The organism is Streptomyces sp. NPDC047315, assembly GCF_040643215.1.
GTDB lineage: Bacteria > Actinomycetota > Actinomycetes > Streptomycetales > Streptomycetaceae > Streptomyces.
Genome location: NZ_JBEYTZ010000002.1, coordinates 285,922 through 304,478, shown reverse-complemented (window position 1 = coordinate 304,478; position 18,557 = coordinate 285,922). Strand labels below are relative to the sequence as shown.

Here is an 18,557-nt window from a genome sequence, read left to right as displayed (position 1 = left end):
TGATTCGCTGCCCCGTCGTTCGCCTGCGGGCTAGGGCGGAGGTGTTTAGGGGCGCGGGGAACTGCGCGACAAGCCACCCACCGGGCCGCAGGGACCAACGCTCCCGCAGGGAAACGGCGGCCATGTCCGCGCGGCGACGGCGAGCGGGCGCCGTCGCGTCACTTCGTGCGCAGCACCTCGATGAGGCTGCCGTAGCTGTCCGCGCCGTGGCCCGCCGCCGACGCCCGCTCCATCAAGGTCTTCAACAACCGCGGCAACGCGTTGTCGACGCCCCGCGCCTGCGCCGCGTGCAGCAGGTGGTCGATCACCGCGATCTGGACGTCCACGGTGGCGTCGTCACCGGGGTACTCGCCGCGGTCGACCTGCTCGGCGTAGCGGGTGACGAAGTTGCCCACCGTGCCCAGCCAGCGCAGCGCAACCGCGGTGAAGTCCGTCGCCTTCGTGCCCTCGGCCGTGACCACCGCGGTGCCGTGCAGCCAACCGGTCATCGTCGCCCACATCAGGCCGAGCAGGGACGTGTCGTACAGCGAGGCGAGCCCCGGTTCGGCGCCCAGGTAGAGGGGGTCGCCCAGGACCTCCAGGGTCCGGCCGTGCGCGTCGAAGACCGTACGGTCGCCGCTGAACAGGAACATGACATCAGGGCGGCCCACGCCGGGCGGGGTCGTCATGATCGCGCCGTCGAGGTAGTCGACGCCGGCCCCGCGCGCCCACTCCACCGCCGCCAGGGCCTGTTCCGGCGAGCCGGAGGTCAGATTGATCAGCGACCTGCCCTTCAGCGCGTCGAGCTCGGGGTCGACCACCGAGTACAGCGCCGGGTAGTCCAGCACCACGGAGATCACCAACGGGCTCGCCTCGATCGCCTCCCGTACGCTCCCGGCGAGCACCGCGCCCCGCGCCACCAGCGGCGCTGCCTTCTCGGGGGAGCGGTTCCACACGGTGGTCGGGTGGCCCGCCGCCAGCAGCGCCGTGGCCAGCGCCGTACCCATCGAACCCAGGCCCAGCACGGTCACCGCCCCGCGCCCAGCCGCCGCCTCGGAACTCGTCGTCTTGGAACTCATCGGCCCTGCTCCTCCGTTGGGTGTGCTTCGTCTGCACACCAAGATCGCAGCGGGGCAGCGGCGCCGACAGTGACGCCAGTGCCGTCGACCACCAAATTCCTGCCACGCCGCCGCGGCCCCCTAGCCTTCGACCATGAGCGCTGGAACGGTCGCCGTCGTAGCCACCGAGGAGATCGGACTCCCCTCCTGGGACCTGTACGAGCTGAGCATCCCCTGCACGGTCTTCGGAAAGCCCCAGCCCGACCTCGCCGACCCCTGGTACGAGATGCGGCTGTGCGGCACCCGGGACGGCGTCGGCCAACCCGACGCCGCGGACACCGGCGCCGTCGGCCTGACCCTGCGCACCCCGTACGGACTCGACGGCCTGGAGGGCGCGGACACCGTCATCGTCCCCTCCGTGCCCGACGCCTGCGTTGAGGAGGGCCGGCCGCTGCCGCCCGAACTGATCGCCGCGCTGCGCCGCGCGTACGACTCCGGCGCCCGCATGGTCTCCCTCTGCACCGGCGCCTTCGCACTCGCCGAGGCCGGCCTGCTCGACGGCCGCCGCGCCACCGCCCACTGGATGCACACCGCCCAACTCGCCAGCCGCTACCCGAAGGTCGAGGTCGACGACTCCGTGCTGTACGTCGACGACGGCTCCGTCCTGACCAGCGCGGGCCTCACCGCCGGCCTCGACCTCTGCCTCCACCTGGTCCGCCGCGACCTCGGCGCCCGCGTCGCCAACCAACTCGCCCGCCGGATGGTGGTGCCCGCCCACCGGCCGGGCGGCCAGGCGCAGTTCATCGACGAGTCCGTGCCCGAGCGGGACGACGAGGGCCTGGCACCCGTCCTCGACTGGGCCCGCGCCCATCTGGACCGCCCCCTGACGGTGCACGACCTGGCCCGCCGGGCCGCGATGAGCCCCCGCACCTTCTACCGCCGCCTCCAGGCCGCCACCGGCACCACGCCCCTCCAGTGGCTGCTCGCCCAACGCCTGGGCCGGGCGAGGGAGTTGTTGGAGAGCACGGACCTGCCCGTCGACAAGGTCGGCGAACTCAGCGGCCTCGGCACGGCGAACAACTTGCGCCACCACTTCCTGCGACACGTCGGCGTCACCCCCGGCGACTACCGCCGGGCCTTCCCCCGCACCTGCCCGACCGACCCCGTGCGCACCCCCTGACGGCCCATGGCCGGATCTGGCGCCCGGGACGGGGGACTCCAGCGACGATCCCGTACGGCTCAGCCGACGGGACGGCAGCTCACGGCCACACCAGGCAGTACGGCTGGTGCCCCGCCTCGTGCAGTCGGTGGGAGAAGTCCTGCCACTCGTGGAGCAGTTGGTAGACGTTGAACGCGTCGCGCGGGCCCCCGCGGTCGGGGACCGTCGACCAGATGAAGGCGGCGGCGCCGACGGACTCCTCGCCCACGCCGCGCAGCGGGTCGACCACGGTCGTCGGCAGCTTCACGACGGCGTAGTCGGGGTGGAGGACGACCAGCTCAAGCGGCGGGACCTTGTGCAGGGGCATGCCTTCTATGCCGGTGAGGACCATCGCGGCTATGGTCTCGGGCTTGATCTTGGTGAAGAGGCCGCCCATGCCCAGCTCGTCGCCGCCCAGCTCCTCCGGGCGCATCGAGATCGGCACTCTCGCCGCGGTGGCGCCGTCCGGTGCGCCGAAGTACTTGTACGTCACCCCCACGCGGGCGCTCCTGCCTCCCGAGGCGCTCGCGTTCGCTTCCGCGTTCGCATGCGCGTGTGCGCGTGCGTTCGCGTCCGCGTCGCCCCGCCGGTGCCTGCCCCGCCCGGTGGGCTCAGGACCCAGGTCGTCGGTCCCTTCGCCCAGTCCGCCACCGCGATACATATCTCCACCCGACCACTCGCAGCCCCCGCCGCGCAACCCGATCATCGTGACAGTGACCTCCCCCACGAGCGACGGGTGAAACACCTGTCCGCGTGGAACGCTCCGGGCCTCTGACACCATGGATTGCATGAGTCTTCCCTGTATGGCCCCAGTTTCGCAGATGCGAGGAGGCTGACGCCGTTTCGTAATACGGAGCGGTCCCCGCTCCTCACTCATCAGTGGCCGAGATCCACCGTCCGTCGGGCCCCGGCCGCCCCACCCTCGAATCGCAGATCAGGACAGAGTGGCCAAAGTGTCGTATCCATACGAAGCCCCAGTTTCGCAGGCGCTGTTCGACCGCGCCTCCGTCGTGACGCCCGGCGGCGTCAACTCTCCCGTACGCGCCTTCCGAGCCGTCGGCGGCACGCCCCGGTTCATGGTCTCCGGCAGCGGCCCCTACCTCACCGACGCCGACGGCCGCGAGTACGTCGACCTCGTCTGCTCGTGGGGACCGATGATTCTCGGCCACTCGCACCCGGAGGTCCTGGCGGCCGTGCAGGCGGCCGTGGCCCGCGGCACGTCCTTCGGCACGCCGGGCGAGGGCGAGGTGGCCCTCGCCGAGGAGATCGTGGCCCGGATCGCCCCCGTCGAGCAGGTGCGGCTCGTCTCCAGCGGCACCGAGGCCACCATGTCCGCCATCCGGCTGGCGCGCGGTTTCACCGGCCGGGCGAAGGTGGTCAAGTTCGCCGGCTGCTACCACGGGCACGTGGACGCGCTGCTTGCCGCGGCCGGGTCGGGCGTCGCCACGTTCGGGCTGCCGGACACCCCGGGCGTCACCGGTGCGCAGGCGGGGGAGACCGTCGTGCTGCCGTACAACGACCTGGAGGCGGTGCGCGCCGCGTTCGCCGCGCACCCCGGCGAGATCGCCTGCGTGATCACGGAGGCGTCCCCCGGCAACATGGGCGTGGTCCCGCCGCTGCCCGGCTTCAACCAGGGGCTGAAGGACCTGTGCCGCGAGCACGGTGCGCTCTTCGTCTCCGACGAGGTCATGACCGGCTTCCGCACCAGCAAGGCCGGCTGGTACGGCGTCGAGGGCGTCGCGCCGGACCTGATGACCTTCGGCAAGGTGATGGGCGGCGGCTTCCCCGCGGCGGCCTTCGGCGGCCGGGCGGACGTGATGGGCCACCTCGCCCCCGCCGGCCCCGTCTACCAGGCCGGCACCCTCTCCGGGAACCCGATCGCCACCGCCGCCGGCCTCGCGCAGCTGCGGCTGCTGGACGACGCCGCGTACGAGCGGGTGGACGCGGTCTCCGCGCAGATCCAGGCCCTGGTCACGGACGCCCTGACCAAGGAGGGCGTGGCCCACCGGCTGCAGAGCGCGAGCAACATGTTCTCCGTCTTCTTCACGGACGCCGAGGTGCGCTCGTACGAGGACGCGAAGCGGCAGGAAGCTTTCCGCTTCAACGCCTTCTTCCACTCCCTGCTGGCCGACGGCGTCTACCTGCCGCCGTCCGCCTTCGAGTCCTGGTTCGTCTCCACGGCCCACGACGAGCGCGCGATCGAGAAGGTCGCCGCCGCGCTGCCGGCCGCCGCACGCGCCGCAGCGGAGGCCACCGCATGAGCGCGCAGCAGAGCGCGGGCGCGAGCGCGGACGGGGGAGCGGAGCGGACCGTCGTCCACCTGGTGCGCCACGGCGAGGTGCACAACCCCGACGGCGTGCTCTACGGCCGCCGCGCCGGGTACCACCTGTCCGAACTCGGCCGTCAGATGGCCGACAAGGTCGCCGAGGCCCTGGCCGGCCGGGACGTCACCCACGTCGTGGCCTCCCCGCTGGAGCGCGCCCAGGAGACCGCCGACCCGGTCGCCAAGAACCACGGCCTGGTCGTCGCCACCGACGACCGGCTGATCGAGGCGGCGAACGTCTTCGAGGGCAAGACCTTCGGCGTCGGCGACGGCGCCCTGCGCAAGCCCGGGAACTGGCGGCACCTGACCAACCCGTTCCGCCCGTCCTGGGGCGAGCCGTACATCGAGCAGGTCGTACGGATGATGGGCGCGCTGGACGCGGCCCGGGACGCGGCCCGCGGCCACGAGGCGGTCTGCGTCAGCCACCAGCTGCCGATCTGGATCGTCCGCAGCTACGTCGAGCGGCGTCGGCTGTGGCACGACCCGCGCCGGCGGCAGTGCACCCTCGCCTCGCTGACCTCGTTCACCTACGAAGGCGACAAGATCGTCTCCGTGGGTTACACGGAGCCGGCGATCGACCTCGTGCCGGCGCACCTGCGGGCGGGAGCGAAGCCGGTGAAGGGGAAGTCGAAGGCGTTCGGCGCGTAGGTCGCGCGGGCGCGACGTTATGCGGTTGGACGTTGCGCGGCTGGACGTAGCGCCGTTTTCCTGCGGGAGCGTTGGTCTCTGCGGCCCGGTGGTGGGCTGTTCGCGCAGTTCCCCGCGCCCCTGTTTCGCTCACCCTGTCAGTCACCTGCGGGGCAGGGGGTTTAGGGGCGCTGGGGGTCCCCCACGCCTCTCTGGGCGTAGGGGGGCGGAACTGCGCGAGCAACCGACCACCGGGGCGCAGTGGTCATGATTCCGTAGGGAAACGGCGAGGTGCGCTTTCGTCACCATTGGGCAAAAGGCGTCCCAATTGCGGAACCCATGGCTTGGCTGTGACCTCTCACCCCATGCACGGAGAAATCCACGGGGACGGGGACGGGAACGGCAATGCGCAACGACAACGGGCGAATCACCCGACGCAAAGCGATCGGCGCGGGGCTGGCAGCCGCGGCTGCCACCGGCCTCGTCGGCTGCGGCGCCCTCGGCGGCAGCGGCAGCGGCGGCCAAGGGGACGGCGGTGCGAAGGGCGACGGCGGTGTCGGTCGTACTCCGTCGCCCACCGTCCCCGGAAAGCCGATCGGCGACGGCTCCACCTCCGACACCGGCAAGCAGCCGAAGCAACCGCCGGCGCCCACTCCGCTCGCCCCCGGCCAGGCCCCGCCGCAATTCGTGGTCTTCTCCTGGGACGGCGCGGGGGAGACCGGCAGCGGGCTCTTCTCCCGCTTCCTCAAGGTCGCCGACGAGTGCAATGCGGGAATGACGTTCTTCCTCTCCGGCCTCTATCTCCTCCCGGAGTCCAAGAAGGACCTCTACCGTCCGCCGAACAACCGCGTCGGCGCGTCCGACATCGGTTACCTCACCGACGAGAACATAAGGAAGACGCTCGGCGAAGTGCGCCGTGCCTGGCTCTCCGGCCATGAGGTCGGCACCCATTTCAACGGCCACTTCTGCGGCGAGAGCGCGCGTTCCGTCGCCCGCTGGACCCCGGCCGACTGGGAGAACGAGATAGACCAGGCCGTGGCGTTCGTCACGAAGTGGCGCACGCACACCGGGTTCTCGGACGTCGACCCGCTGCCCTTCGACTACGCCAAGGAACTCATCGGCAGCCGCACCCCCTGCCTGCTCGGCCAGGACCGGCTGCTGCCCACCGCGAAGAAGCTCGGCTGGCGCTACGACGCCAGCTCGCCCGGTGGCCGCCAGGTCTGGCCAGGCAAGCGCCAGGGCCTGTGGGACTTCCCGCTCCAGCAGGTGCCCTTCCCCGGCCGCTCCTTCGAAGTGCTCTCGATGGACTACAACTTCATGGTCAACCAGTCGGGGAACGCCACCCAGGGCGCGGTCGCCAAGCGCGCCGGCTGGCGCGAGCAGGCCGCCGGCGCGTACCTGGCGGGCTTCCGTCGCGCGTACGAGTCCAATCGCGCACCGCTGTTCATAGGCAACCACTTCGAACAGTGGAACGGCGGGATATACATGGACGCCGTGGAGGCGGCGATCCGCGGCATGGCGGGGAAGAAGGACGTACGCCTCGTCTCCTTCCGACAGCTCTGCGACTGGCTCGACGCCCAGGACCCGGCCGTCCTCGCCAAGCTCCGCACCCTCGACGTGGGTCGTGCGCCCGAAGGCGGCTGGAACACTTTCCTTAAGGCTTCTTGACAAGGGGCGCCACCCGCCCAATGGGGTTCTAGCGGGCATCGAGGGGGGTCCCAAAGATCGCTGAATCAGCCATGCGAAACTTTTCACATGAGCCTCAGCCGTGCGCATCGCGCTGCCCTCACGGCCGCCTTCCTGGTGACCGGGGCGCTCACCCTGTCCGCCTGCACCGACGGAGGAACCTCCGGGGGCGGCGGTCAGACGAACTTCGTCACCGACACCGGCGGCATCTCCACCGTCGCCAAGGAAGACCGCAAGGCGATCGGGAAGATCGCGGGCGACACCCTCGAAGGCGAGTCCCTCGACGTCGCCGACCTCAAGGGCAAGGTGGTCGTGCTGAACGTCTGGGGCTCGTGGTGCGAGCCCTGCCGGGCCGAGGCCCCCGCCTTCGCCAAGGTCTCCAAGGAGACCAAGGACCAGGGCGTGGAGTTCGTGGGGCTCAACACCCGCGACGTCACCAAGAAGGACGCGATCGACTTCGAGAAGGAGTACGGCGTTCCGTACCCGAGCCTCTACGACCCCGCGGGCAAGCTGATCATCAGCGGCTTCCCGAAGGGGACGCTGCACCCGCAGGCCATCCCCTCCACCATCGTCGTCGACCGGGACGGCAAGGTGGCGGCGCGCTCGCTGAAGGCGATCTCCGAGAAGGACCTGCGCAAGATGGTCGACCCCGTGGCCGCGGAGAAGTGATCCCGTGACGTACGCGGAGCCGGCGGTGCTACTCGCCTCGACAGACATCAACTCGACCGTGCTCGGCGGCGCCCTCGTCGTCGCCATACCGATCGCGGTCCTCGGCGGACTGGTCTCCTTCTTCTCCCCGTGCGTCCTGCCGCTCGTCCCCGGCTACCTCTCGTACGTCACCGGAATCGGCGGCACCGACCTGGCGGAGGCCAAGCGCGGTCGGATGGCCCTCGGCGCCTCCCTCTTCGTCCTCGGCTTCACGGTCGTCTTCGTTTCGGGCGGAGCGCTCTTCGGCTTCTTCGGCGCCACCCTCCAGGAGGAGAAGGGGATCCTCACGAAGATCCTCGGGGTGCTGATGGTGCTCATGGGGGCCTTCTTCATGGGCGCGATGCCGTGGATGACCCGCCGCGAGTTCCGCTTCCACACCAAGCCGACCACCGGCCTGCTCGGCGCGCCCGTCCTCGGTGCGCTCTTCGGCGTCGGCTGGACCCCGTGCATCGGCCCCACGCTCGCCGCGGTGCTGACGCTCGCCGCCGACCAGGGCAGCGCGGGCCGCGGGGCCACGCTCACGGTCGCGTACTGCATCGGCATGGGCCTGCCGTTCGTGCTGACCGCGATCGCCTTCCGCAAGGCGCTCGGCGCGTTCGCCTGGGTGAAGAAGCACTATGTGTGGGTGATGCGCGCCGGCGGCATCATGATGATCGCGACCGGACTCCTCATGCTGACCGGTGTCTGGGACACCATGATGCAGCAGATGCAGGTCTGGTCCACGGGCTTCACGGTAGGGATCTGACCCGATGAGCAAGACGACGACGCCGGCGCAGTCCGAGACGGCGAAGAACGACGACCCGCAGCGGAACGAGCCGCAGCAGACCGAGGCACGACGGGAGGAAGCGGCCGGCGCCCAGCTGTCCACCGCCCCCCGCGAGGAACTCACCGGCGGCCCCACCCTCGGCATCGTGGGCTGGGTCCGCTGGTTCTGGCGGCAGCTGACCTCCATGCGGGTCGCCCTGATCCTGCTCTTCCTGCTCTCCCTCGCCTCGATCCCGGGCTCGCTGATCCCCCAGCGCATGGTCGACGACCTCAAGGTCGAGACCTGGAAGGAGAACAACGAGTTCTGGGCGCCGATCTTCGAGAAGCTCCAGCTCTTCGACGTCTACAGCTCGGTGTGGTTCTCCGCGATCTACATCCTGCTCTTCGTCTCCCTCATCGGCTGCATCGTGCCGCGCACCTGGCAGTTCGTCGGCCAGCTCCGCAGCCGCCCCCCGGGTGCGCCCGGCCGGCTGACCCGGATGCCCGCGTACACGACGTGGCGCACCGACGCCGACCCCGAGCAGGTGCGCGAGGCCGCGCTCGGCATGCTCAAGCGTCGCCGCTTCCGCGCGCACGTCGTCGGTGACGCGGTCGCCGCAGAGAAGGGCTACCTGCGCGAAGCCGGCAACCTGATCTTCCACGTCGCGCTGATCGTGATGCTGCTGGCGTTCGCCGCCGGCCAGCTCTTCAAGTCCGAGGGCGGCAAGCTGATCATCGAGGGCGACGGCTTCGCCAACACCCTCACCCAGTACGACGACTTCCGCTCCGGCGCCCTGTACGACCGGGACGACCTGAATCCGTTCTGGTTCGACCTCAAGAGCTTCGACGCGACGTACGAGCGCACCGGCCCGCAGAAGGGCACCGCCCGCACCTTCGAGGCGTCCGTGCGCTGGGGCAAGCCCGACGGCAAGGAGCAGGACGCCGTCATAAAGGTCAACGAGCCGCTGGAAGTCGACGGCACCAAGGTCCATCTGCTCGCCCACGGCTACGCGCCGGTCGTCACCGTCCGGGACGGCCGGGGGAAGATCGTCGTCGACAAGCGGCCGGTGCCGCTGCTGCCGGTCGACGGCATGATCACCTCGTCCGGCGCGATCAAGGTGCTGGACGGCTACACCGACAAGAACGGCAAGAAGGACCAGCTCGGCTTCAAGGCGTGGTTCGTCCCGACGTTCGGCGGGCACGAGGTCAGCTCGATGTTCTCGCAGTTCCCCGGGCTGGACTTCCCCGTCCTGGCGCTGAACGCCTACCGCGGCACCATCAGCAGCGGCTCGGGCATCCCGCAGAACGTCTACCAGCTCGACACCGCCAAGCTGGAGCAGTTCAAGGACGAGAAGGGCGAGATCTTCAAGCAACTGCTGCTGCCCGGCGAGACGATGACGCTGCCGAACGGCGCGGGCTCCATCACCTTCGAGAAGGACATCAAGGAGTGGGCCAGCTTCCAGATCTCCGAGCAGCCGGGCACCGGCTGGGCGCTCGCGGGCGCGGTCGCCGCGGTCGTCGGCCTCGCGGTCTCCCTCTTCGTCCAGCGGCGACGGGTGTGGGTGCGGGTCGTCACCGGTAAGGACGGCGTCACGGTCGTCGAGATGGCCGGCCTGGGCCGCAGCGAGTCGCCGAAGCTGCCGGAGGAGCTGGGCGCGCTGGCCCTGCGGTTGTACGAGCAGGCGCCGCCGGCAGCGGAGCCGGAGCCGGAGCAGGAATCCGAAGCCGGCTCGAAGCGCGAGGCCGGTGCGGAGTCGGGGAGCGGTGCGGACGTAGAGTCGGACACCGCGCCGGACGCACCGTCCGCATCCGCATCCGCCGACGCCGAAGCACCACCAGCATCAGAAGACACCGCCGACGCCACCGACCCTCATCACACCGAAGTTTCCGCCGAAGGGGCTGAGAAGTGACTCTCGCCGCCGCTACCAACGAGACCTTCGCCGAGATCAGCAACATCCTGATCTACTCGGCGATGGCCGTCTACACCCTCGCCTTCCTCGCGCACATCGCCGAGTGGATCTTCGGCAGCCGCAGCAAGGTCGGTCGTACCGCCGCGCTCCTGACCTCGGATGCCGCCGCCCCGGCCGCCTCCGCCGTCACCGTCCAGGTGCGCGGCAAGCAGGGACAGCAGGGCTCCACCGCCGTCCTCGACAAGCCGAAGGTGGTCACCCGTTCCGCCGCCGGCAACCGTGACGTCCCCGACGGACCCGGCGCCGCCGGCGGCACGTTCAAGGGCGACCTCTACGGCCGCATCGCCATCTCCCTCACCGCCCTCGCCTGGATCCTCCAGGCGGGCGGCGTCATCACCCGCGCGATCTCCGTGAAGCGGGTGCCGTGGGGGAACATGTACGAGTTCTCCATCACCTTCGGTGCGGTGGCGGTCGGCACCTACCTCGCGCTCCTCGTCGCGAAGAAGAACGTCCGCTGGCTCGGCCTGCCGCTGATCCTGACGATCCTCGCCGACCTGGGCCTGGCCGTCGCCGTCTTCTACACCGAGAGCGACCAGCTCGTCCCGGCGCTCGACTCGTACTGGCTGGTCATCCACGTCTCCACGGCCATCATCTGCGGTGCGGTCTTCTACATCGGCGCGGTCGGCTCGATGCTGTACCTCTTCCGCGACTTCCACGAGGCCAAGCTCGCCCGCGGCGAGAAGCCGAGCAACTTCGCCGTCTCCGTGCTGGGGCGCCTGCCGTCGGCCGCGACGCTCGACAAGTTCGCGTACCGGGTGAACGCGGCGGTCTTCCCGCTGTGGACGTTCGCGATCATCGCCGGCGCGATCTGGGCGGAGTCCGCCTGGGGCCGCTACTGGGGCTGGGACCCCAAGGAGGTCTGGTCCTTCATCACCTGGGTCGTCTACGCCGCCTACCTCCACGCCCGCGCCACCGCCGGCTGGAAGGGCCGCAAGGCTGCGGTGCTGGGTCTGATCGCGTTCGTGTGCTGGCTGTGGAACTACTACGGCGTGAACATGTTCGTCCAGGGCCTCCACTCCTACGCGTAACGCCCGCCCACGCCCGTTGCCGAACGCCCCTCCCGGTCACCACGACCGAGCGGGGCGTTCGCCTTTCCTCACGCTCTGCGCCTCGCCGCCAACGCCGCGGCGCGGAAGTCGCTCGGCGGTCGGCCGTAGCGGGCGCGGAACGCCCGGGAGAAGTCCGACGGGCGCGGAAAGCCCCACGCCGTGGCGACACCAGGGCCGACGGCCACTACGCGGCCGTCGAGTACGACCTCAACTACACCAGCGGGACCGGGAAGTGCACCGTGTCCACCGGTGCGGGGACGGTCAAGACCTGCAACCACAACTTCCGGGAGACCGGCAAGATCAGGATCCGGTTGCACGGGGGCGGGGCCCTGTCCGCCTGGTCCCCCTGGGTCAACATCGGCTGACCTGCGCCGCCGTACCAACCCTCTGCCACCGGCCCGTCGGTGCGACCGGCGGGCCCGTCGGTCAGCCCGCGAATCCGGGCTCCGACCGCGACCGCTACTTCTCGTCGCCCTTCGCCTCGTCCGGCTCGCCCTCGTCCTTCTTCTCCCGGCCCCGGTCCTTGCCCTCGTCGCCCAGCGACTTCAGGAAGTCCGGGTTGTCGTCGGGGGCCACCCAACCGCCGCCCCGGCCGCCCCGGGACCCGCCGCCGCCGAACGCCGCGGCGAGGCCGCCGCCCGCGACCGCCCTGCGTGGGCGGCCGGCGATGAACCAGGCGATGGGGCCGAGCGGCATGAAGAGGAGGACGATGATCACCCAGGCCACCTTGGGGAGGTTGCGGACCTCCTTCTCCGGCGTGTTCAGCACGTCGATGAAGGCGTAGATCCACATCCCCAGGACCAGGAGGGGCAGAAGAGTCCTGAGCATGGCCGAACGGTCCCCCAGCTAGAGGCGGCGGAGCCGGCGAGGGCCCCGGTGACTCCCCCAGGGTATCCGGTACCGGATACTGGGCCCATGGCTTACGACGATCTTCGCTCCCTGCTCAGGGCTCTGGAGCGCGAGGGAGACCTCAAGCGCATCAAGGTGGAAGTGGATCCGCACCTGGAGGTCGGGGAGATCGTCGACCGGGTGAACAAGTCGGGCGGCCCGGCGCTCCTGTTCGAGAACGTGCGCGGGGCCTCGATGCCGCTCGCGATGAACGTCTTCGGCACCGACCGCCGGCTGTTGAAGGCGCTTGGCCTCAAGTCGTACGAGGACATCAGCGACAAGATCGGCGGGCTGCTGAAGCCGGAGCTGCCGCACGGCTTCGTCGGGGTGCGCGAGGCGTTCGGCAAGCTCGGCTCGATGGTGCACGTGCCGCCGAAGAAGGTGAAGGACGCGCCCGTGCAGGAGGTGGTCCTCCAGGGCGACGACGTCGACCTCGACCAGCTCCCGGCGCTGTTCACCTGGCCCGAGGACGGCGGCTCCTTCTTCAACCTGGGGCTGACCCACACCAAGCACCCGGAGACCGGGGTGCGCAACCTCGGTCTGTACCGGCTCCAGCGCCACGACAAGCGCACCATCGGGATGCACTGGCAGATCCACAAGGACAGCGCGAACCACTACCAGGTCGCGGCCAGGCGCGGCGAGCGGCTGCCGGTCGCGATCGCCTTCGGCTGCCCGCCGGCGGTGACGTACTCCTCCACCGCGCCGCTGCCCGGCGACATCGACGAGTACCTGTTCGCCGGTTTCGTGCAGGGCAAGCGGATCGAGATGGTCGACTGCAAGACGGTGCCGCTCCAGGTGCCGGCGCAGGCGGAGGTCGTGATCGAGGGCTGGCTGGAGCCGGGGGAGATGCTGCCGGAGGGGCCGTTCGGCGACCACACCGGTTTCTACACCCCGCAGGAGCCGTTCCCCGCGCTGAAGATCGACTGCGTGACGATGCGCAAGCGCCCGCTGCTCCAGTCGATCGTGGTCGGCCGGCCACCGACGGAGGACGGGCCGCTGGGGCGGGCCACGGAGCGCTTCTTCCTGCCGCTGCTGAAGATCATCGTGCCGGACATCGTGGACTACCACCTGCCCGAGGCGGGCGGCTTCCACAACTGCGCGATCGTCTCGATCGACAAGAGGTACCCCAAGCACGCGCAGAAGGTGATGTCGGCGATCTGGGGCGCGCACATGATGTCCCTGACGAAGCTGATCATCGTCGTGGACTCGGACTGCGACGTGCACGATCTGCACGAGGTCGCGTGGCGGGCCCTCGGGAACACCGACTACGCCCGGGACCTCAGCGTCGTCGAAGGCCCGGTCGACCACCTCGACCACGCCTCGTACCAGCAGTTCTGGGGCGGTAAGGCCGGCATCGACGCCACGGAGAAGTGGCCCGAGGAGGGCTACACCCGCGGCTGGCCGAACATGGTGGAGTCCGACCCGTCGACGGCGGCGCTGGTGGACCGGCGCTGGAAGGAATACGGGCTGTGATGGCGGCGGCGGCCGACGCGGCGGACGCCGCTGGCCCCGCCGGGCCCGCCCGTCCGGCCGGCGGCAGCAAGGTCAAGGCGTTCCTGCGGCTGGTGATGATCGAGCACTCGGTCTTCGCGCTGCCGTTCGCGTACATCGCCGCCCTGACCGCGATGTACCAGGCGGACGAGAGCGTCCACTGGGCGGAGCTGGGCCTGGTCACGGTCGCGATGGTGGGGATGCGCACCTTCGCGATGGCGTGCAACCGGATCATCGACCGGGAGATCGACGCCCGCAATCCGCGCACCGCGGGCCGGGAGCTGGTCACCGGCGCGGTGAGCGTGCGCTCGGCCTGGACCGGCGCGCTGATCGCCCTCGTGGTCTTCCTGGGCGCCGCCGCCGCGCTGAACCCGCTCTGTCTGGCGCTGGCGCCGGTCGCCGTCGTCCCGATGGTGGTCTATCCGTACGGCAAGCGGTTCACGAACTACCCGCACGCGATCCTGGGCCTGGCGCAGGCGATCGGCCCGATCGGGGCGTGGCTCGCGGTCACCGGCGCGTGGTCGTGGGACGCGGTGATCCTCGGGCTCGCGGTCGGCGTCTGGATCGGCGGCTTCGACCTGATCTTCGCCGCGCAGGACGTGGAGGCGGACCGGGTGGAGGGCGTGAAGTCGGTCCCCGCCCGCTTCGGCGTCCCCGCGGCCCTGCACGGCGCCCGCGCCTGCCACGTCGTGACCACGGCCCTGCTGGTCTGGTTCGGCCTCGCGACGGACGCGGGGGCCTTCTTCTGGGTGGGCCTGGTGATCGTGGCCGGCGCCTTCGTCTACGAGCACACCATCGTGCGCCCGCACGACCTGTCCCGGCTGAACCGGGCGTTCTTCACGGTCAATGGGTTTATCGGAATTACCCTTTTCGTGTGCGCGCTGCTGGATCTGGTGGTGCGTGGTCTGACGGTGTAGTCGCCGTCCGAAACCCAAAGCCGTACGGACCCGCAACTGTGTACAGTTTTGGCATGGAGACTTTTCCGTTGGTCGAGGCGCGGAACCAGTTGGGCCAGTTGGTCGGCCGGGTCCGCCACGGGCAAGAACACTTCGTCATCAGCGAGTACGGGAAGCCCGCCGCGGCGCTCGTTCCCATAGAGGAACTGGAAGAGCTGGAGCGGCTGCGGGACGCCGCCGACCTCGAAGAGGCCAGGCGGCGTGCGGCTGACCCTCACAAGACACTGCTCAGCCACGAAGAGGTCGCGGCGCTGCTGGAGGAAGACGATCGGCAGGCCGGACTGTGAACCGCACCATCGTCTGGGACTTACGCGCTCTCAAGGAACTCAGGAGCCTTCGCGCCGACGACCCCGTCGGCGCGAAGGCGTGCCTGGGCGGCGATCGCGGGACTGGCGGAGGCGCCACATCCTGATGCGGCGCGACCTCTGGGCGGGTCCGGCTTCTACCGACTTCGGGTGGGAGCTTGGCGAGTGCTCTATCAGGCGGAGGACGAGACGATCACGGTGACCGTCGTCAAGGTCGGCCGCGTCGGCTGAAGGACCCTGACCGGACAGGACCGGGACGGACCGGGACGGTGGGGACGCCCTCGGTGGGCCCGGATAGGCTCCCGGTGTGGAGTCAGCACGAAGTGAAGCGAGCGGGGAAGCGCCCGAGGTGGCGCGCGAGCGCGTCCGGCGGCCCTGGGTCGTGGGGGTGTCGGGGGCGTCGGGGACGCCGTACGCCGCCGCCGTGCTGCGGGGGCTCATCGACGCCGGCGAGGACGTCGACCTCGTCGTGTCGCGGGCGTCGCGGCTGACCCTGCTCGACGAGACGGGGATCTCCTTCCGGGACGCGCACTGGCGCGACGACCTGCGGCAGTGGCTGGCCCGCGGCGCCGACGGCGCGCCGGGGACCTTCGACGTGGACGTGTCGGGGGTGCGGCACTGGAGCGCGGGGGACCTCGCGGCCGGGCCGTCGTCCGGGTCGTACCCGGCGAAGGGGATGCTGATTGTCCCCGCGTCGACCGCGGCCGTCGCGGGCGTTGCGCTCGGTCTCTCGAAGGACCTCCTCCAGCGGGTGGCGAGCGTGACGCTCAAGGAGCGGCGGCCCCTGGTCGTCGCGGTGCGCGAGACGCCGCTGCACGGACAGACGCTGCGACACCTGGTGGCCCTGGACGACGCCGGGGCGGTCGTGCTGCCCGCGTCGCCCGCCTTCTACGCCGGGGCCACGCACATCCAGGACCTGGTGGACTTCGTCGCCGGGCGGGCGCTGGACGCGGTGGGGGTGGCGCACACCCTCTACCGCCGCTGGGAGGGGGAATTGGGGGCGGCGTACCGCGCCGACCGGGGCACACCGTAGTGCCACCGGCCCAGGCCCGGCCCAGGCCCCAGGCATCGGCCCAGGTTCGCGCCTCGGTCCCGTCCCCGTGCCGCCGTGCGGCTTCAGACCACCAGAACTTCTCGGGGAATCGTAGGGGTTCTACCCTGCGTGCCTTAGTTTCTTTCTGATACTTCGCTGGATTGCTGAACAATGGAAGGCTCCAGGCTTATGGACGCGGTGGACAGGCAGCTCATCCAGGCCCTCCGGGAGAACGGCAGGGCCTCCTACGCCGAGCTGGGACGGCTCGTGGGACTCTCCGGCCCCAGCGTCACCGACCGGATCAACCGACTGGAGGCCGCGGGCGTCATCACCGGCTACCGCGCCACCGTCGACGCGGCCTCCCTCGGTCTCGGCGTCACCGCCCTGATCGGGATCTCCCTCTCCGACGCCGCCGACCACGAGGACGTGGCGCGCCGGCTGCGCGACCTCGCGGAGATCGAGGACTGCTGGTTCATCGCCGGCGACGACTCGTACATGCTCAAGGTGCGCGCCAGCGACGTCGACGGTCTGGAGAAGACCATCCGCCGGCTCAGCGGCACCCGCGGGGTCTCCCGCACCCGCACCACGATCGTGCTCTCCACCAAGTGGGAGAACCGGGTCGGCGAGCTGCCCGAAGAGGAGTGAGCGGACGCCCCGCCCGGTGCGGCGGGCGGGGGCACCCCGGGCCGCCGCGGGCGGGGGAAGTACCGTGGGTGAGGGCGAAGCGCCCTAGCCCGATGGACGGAGAAAAATGGGAGGCGGGCACATGGACGCTGGGCTCAAGCGCGAGCTGGAGGAGAAGGTCAGGGCCGGCGAACGGCTGACCCGCGAGGACGGCATCGCCCTCTACGACTCGGACGACCTGGCCTGGCTCGGCGGCCTCGCGCACGAGGTCCGCACCCGCAAGAACGGCGACGTCGTCCACTTCAACGTCAACCGTCACCTCAACATGACGAACGTGTGCACCGCTTCGTGCGCCTACTGCTCCTTCCAGCGCAAGCCGGGCGAGAAGGACGCGTACACCATGCGCATCGAGGAGGCCGTCCGCCTCGCCAAGGCGATGGAGAACGACAACCTCACCGAGCTGCACATCGTCAACGGCCTCCACCCCAACCTCCCCTGGCGCTACTACCCGCGCTCGCTGTCCGCCCTCAAGGAAGCCCTGCCGAGCGTCTCCCTGAAGGCGTTCACCGCCACCGAGATCCACCACTTCGAGACGATCTCCGGCATGTCGGCATCCGACATCCTCGACGAGCTGATCGAGGCCGGCCTCGAATCGCTCACCGGCGGCGGCGCGGAGATCTTCGACTGGGAGGTCCGCCAGCACATCGTCGACCACAAGACCCACTGGGAGGACTGGTCGCGCATCCACCGGCTGGCGCACAGCAAGGGCCTGAAGACCCCCTGCACGATGCTGTACGGGCACATCGAGGAGCCCCGGCACCGCGTCGACCACGTGCTGCGGCTGCGCGAACTCCAGGACGAGACCGGCGGCTTCCAGGTCTTCATCCCGCTGCGCTACCAGCACGACTTCGTCGACATGCAGGACGGCAAGGTCCGCAACCGGCTCCAGGCCCGCACCACCATGGCCACCGGCGCGGAGGCGCTGAAGACCTTCGCGGTCTCCCGGCTCCTCTTCGACAACGTTCCGCACGTCAAGGTCTTCTGGGTGATGCACGGCGTGCAGACCGCGCAACTTGCGCTGCAGCACGGCGCGGACGACATGGACGGCTCGGTCGTCGAGTACAAGATCACCCACGACGCGGACAACTACGGCACCCCCAACAAGCTCACCCGGGACGACCTGCTGGAGCTGATCCGGGACGCCGGCTTCCGGCCGGTCGAGCGCAACACCCGGTACGAGGTCATCCGGGAGTACCCGGGCCCGGACGGGGACCGGCGCGAGTCGCCGCAGCCGATGCGGGTGTGAGGGAAGCAGCGGCAGTGCACCTCACGTACACCCTCGACCCGCCCGTCGACCCCGTGCTGCGCGACGGCGTCCTCAAGCTGTGGACGGACGTCACCAACGCGGGCGGCGCGGTCGGCTTCGTACCGCCCGCCACCCCCGAGCAGATCCGCCCGGAGCTGCGGCGGCACCTCACCGCGATGGTGGACGGCCGCACCCGACTGGTCGTCGGCCACGACCCGGACGGGGAGGTCGCGGCCACCGCGTTCTTCACCTTCAACGACCACCGGCTGATGAAGCACTGGGTCTGGCTCTACACCGTCATGGTCCACCCCCGGCTCCAGGGCGGCGGCCACGGCCGCGGGCTGCTGGCGGCGGCGGCCGACGCGGCCCGCGGCTTCGAGGGCATCGAGGCGATCCGGCTGACCTGCCGGGGCGGCCTGGGCCTGGAGGACTTCTACGCTTCCTGCGGCTACAAGGAAGTGGGTCGGGTGCCCGGCGCGATCCGCGTCGCGCCCGGTGACGACCGGGACGACGTTTTTATGCTGCTACCGCTGCACTGATCGAAACCGGTGCGTGCTTCACTGGAGTGACGTCCTCGGACGACGAAAGACGAAAGACGAGAGAAGGGGCACC

At 70.4% G+C, this 18,557-nt stretch carries 19 protein-coding genes and 1 pseudogene; 17 read left to right on the top strand and 3 right to left on the bottom strand.

Annotated elements, in window-relative coordinates:
- Positions 1-158 precede the first annotated feature (158 nt).
- Positions 159-1,058 carry an NAD(P)-binding domain-containing protein gene (locus tag ABZ842_RS03310; RefSeq protein ID WP_361530758.1) on the bottom strand — a complete coding sequence of 300 codons (900 nt, stop codon included), beginning with the start codon at positions 1,056-1,058 and terminating at the stop codon, positions 159-161.
- 133 nt (positions 1,059-1,191) lie between these two features.
- Here ABZ842_RS03310 and ABZ842_RS03305 point away from each other — a divergent pair, with 133 nt between their 5' ends.
- Positions 1,192-2,217 carry a helix-turn-helix domain-containing protein gene (locus tag ABZ842_RS03305; protein ID WP_361530755.1) on the top strand — a complete coding sequence of 342 codons (1,026 nt, stop codon included), beginning with the start codon at positions 1,192-1,194 and terminating at the stop codon, positions 2,215-2,217.
- Positions 2,218-2,296: 79 nt separating this feature from the next.
- Here ABZ842_RS03305 and ABZ842_RS03300 read toward each other — a convergent pair whose 3' ends face one another.
- Positions 2,297-2,896 (bottom strand): hypothetical protein, encoded by a 600-nt coding sequence (locus tag ABZ842_RS03300; RefSeq protein WP_361530752.1) that lies wholly within the window; start codon positions 2,894-2,896, stop codon positions 2,297-2,299.
- A gap of 283 nt (positions 2,897-3,179) precedes the next feature.
- Here ABZ842_RS03300 and hemL point away from each other — a divergent pair, with 283 nt between their 5' ends.
- The 8 genes from hemL (at position 3,180) to ABZ842_RS03260 (ending at position 11,707) form a co-directional block, all read left to right on the top strand.
- On the top strand, positions 3,180-4,496 hold the full coding sequence (hemL, locus tag ABZ842_RS03295) for a glutamate-1-semialdehyde 2,1-aminomutase (RefSeq protein ID WP_361530749.1): 1,317 nt from the start codon (positions 3,180-3,182) through the stop codon (positions 4,494-4,496).
- Positions 4,493-5,206, top strand: a complete 714-nt coding sequence (locus ABZ842_RS03290; RefSeq protein ID WP_361530746.1) for a histidine phosphatase family protein — start codon at positions 4,493-4,495, stop codon at positions 5,204-5,206. Before hemL ends, ABZ842_RS03290 begins: the two co-directional genes overlap by 4 nt.
- Before the next feature lie 384 nt (positions 5,207-5,590).
- A complete protein-coding gene (locus tag ABZ842_RS03285) occupies positions 5,591-6,853 on the top strand; it encodes a hypothetical protein (RefSeq protein WP_361530743.1) in 1,263 nt (420 codons plus the stop codon).
- Between the two features lie 87 nt (positions 6,854-6,940).
- A complete protein-coding gene (locus ABZ842_RS03280; RefSeq protein WP_361530740.1) occupies positions 6,941-7,540 on the top strand; it encodes a TlpA disulfide reductase family protein in 600 nt (199 codons plus the stop codon).
- A 4-nt stretch (positions 7,541-7,544) separates the two neighbouring features.
- Positions 7,545-8,324, top strand: a complete 780-nt coding sequence (locus tag ABZ842_RS03275; RefSeq protein WP_361530737.1) for a cytochrome c biogenesis protein CcdA — start codon at positions 7,545-7,547, stop codon at positions 8,322-8,324.
- Between the two features lie 4 nt (positions 8,325-8,328).
- Complete coding sequence (locus ABZ842_RS03270) at positions 8,329-10,233, top strand: cytochrome c biogenesis protein ResB (protein WP_361530734.1); 1,905 nt, start codon at positions 8,329-8,331, stop codon at positions 10,231-10,233.
- Positions 10,230-11,321 carry a c-type cytochrome biogenesis protein CcsB gene (ccsB, locus tag ABZ842_RS03265; RefSeq protein WP_361530731.1) on the top strand — a complete coding sequence of 364 codons (1,092 nt, stop codon included), beginning with the start codon at positions 10,230-10,232 and terminating at the stop codon, positions 11,319-11,321. Before ABZ842_RS03270 ends, ccsB begins: the two co-directional genes overlap by 4 nt.
- Positions 11,322-11,581: 260 nt before the next feature.
- Positions 11,582-11,707 carry a hypothetical protein gene (locus tag ABZ842_RS03260; protein WP_361530728.1) on the top strand — a complete coding sequence of 42 codons (126 nt, stop codon included), beginning with the start codon at positions 11,582-11,584 and terminating at the stop codon, positions 11,705-11,707.
- Positions 11,708-11,801: 94 nt separating this feature from the next.
- Here ABZ842_RS03260 and ABZ842_RS03255 read toward each other — a convergent pair whose 3' ends face one another.
- On the bottom strand, positions 11,802-12,170 hold the full coding sequence (locus ABZ842_RS03255; RefSeq protein ID WP_361530725.1) for a PLD nuclease N-terminal domain-containing protein: 369 nt from the start codon (positions 12,168-12,170) through the stop codon (positions 11,802-11,804).
- Between the two features lie 87 nt (positions 12,171-12,257).
- On the opposite strand from ABZ842_RS03255, the gene ABZ842_RS03250 reads away from it, so the two are divergent.
- The 8 genes and pseudogenes from ABZ842_RS03250 to ABZ842_RS03215 all read left to right on the top strand — a co-directional run bounded on the left by ABZ842_RS03250 (position 12,258) and on the right by ABZ842_RS03215 (position 18,484).
- Positions 12,258-13,703 carry a menaquinone biosynthesis decarboxylase gene (locus ABZ842_RS03250; RefSeq protein ID WP_361530722.1) on the top strand — a complete coding sequence of 482 codons (1,446 nt, stop codon included), beginning with the start codon at positions 12,258-12,260 and terminating at the stop codon, positions 13,701-13,703.
- Positions 13,703-14,638 carry a menaquinone biosynthesis prenyltransferase MqnP gene (mqnP, locus tag ABZ842_RS03245; protein ID WP_361530719.1) on the top strand — a complete coding sequence of 312 codons (936 nt, stop codon included), beginning with the start codon at positions 13,703-13,705 and terminating at the stop codon, positions 14,636-14,638. The genes ABZ842_RS03250 and mqnP overlap by 1 nt, the downstream gene beginning before the upstream one ends.
- A 53-nt stretch (positions 14,639-14,691) precedes the next feature.
- A complete protein-coding gene (locus ABZ842_RS03240) occupies positions 14,692-14,964 on the top strand; it encodes a type II toxin-antitoxin system prevent-host-death family antitoxin (protein ID WP_361530716.1) in 273 nt (90 codons plus the stop codon).
- Positions 14,965-15,048: 84 nt separating this feature from the next.
- Positions 15,049-15,213, top strand: a pseudogene (locus ABZ842_RS03235) (type II toxin-antitoxin system RelE/ParE family toxin); the annotation flags it as partial.
- A 118-nt stretch (positions 15,214-15,331) separates the two neighbouring features.
- Positions 15,332-16,015: a UbiX family flavin prenyltransferase gene (locus ABZ842_RS03230; RefSeq protein ID WP_361530981.1), complete on the top strand. Its 684-nt coding sequence runs from the start codon at positions 15,332-15,334 to the stop codon at positions 16,013-16,015.
- A 189-nt stretch (positions 16,016-16,204) separates the two neighbouring features.
- Positions 16,205-16,660, top strand: a complete 456-nt coding sequence (locus ABZ842_RS03225) for an Lrp/AsnC family transcriptional regulator (protein ID WP_361530713.1) — start codon at positions 16,205-16,207, stop codon at positions 16,658-16,660.
- Between the two features lie 121 nt (positions 16,661-16,781).
- Complete coding sequence (mqnE, locus tag ABZ842_RS03220) at positions 16,782-17,945, top strand: aminofutalosine synthase MqnE (RefSeq protein WP_361530710.1); 1,164 nt, start codon at positions 16,782-16,784, stop codon at positions 17,943-17,945.
- Between the two features lie 14 nt (positions 17,946-17,959).
- Entirely contained in the window at positions 17,960-18,484 is a 525-nt protein-coding gene (locus ABZ842_RS03215; protein WP_361530707.1) for a GNAT family N-acetyltransferase, read from the top strand.
- The last annotated feature ends 73 nt before the right edge of the window (positions 18,485-18,557 follow it).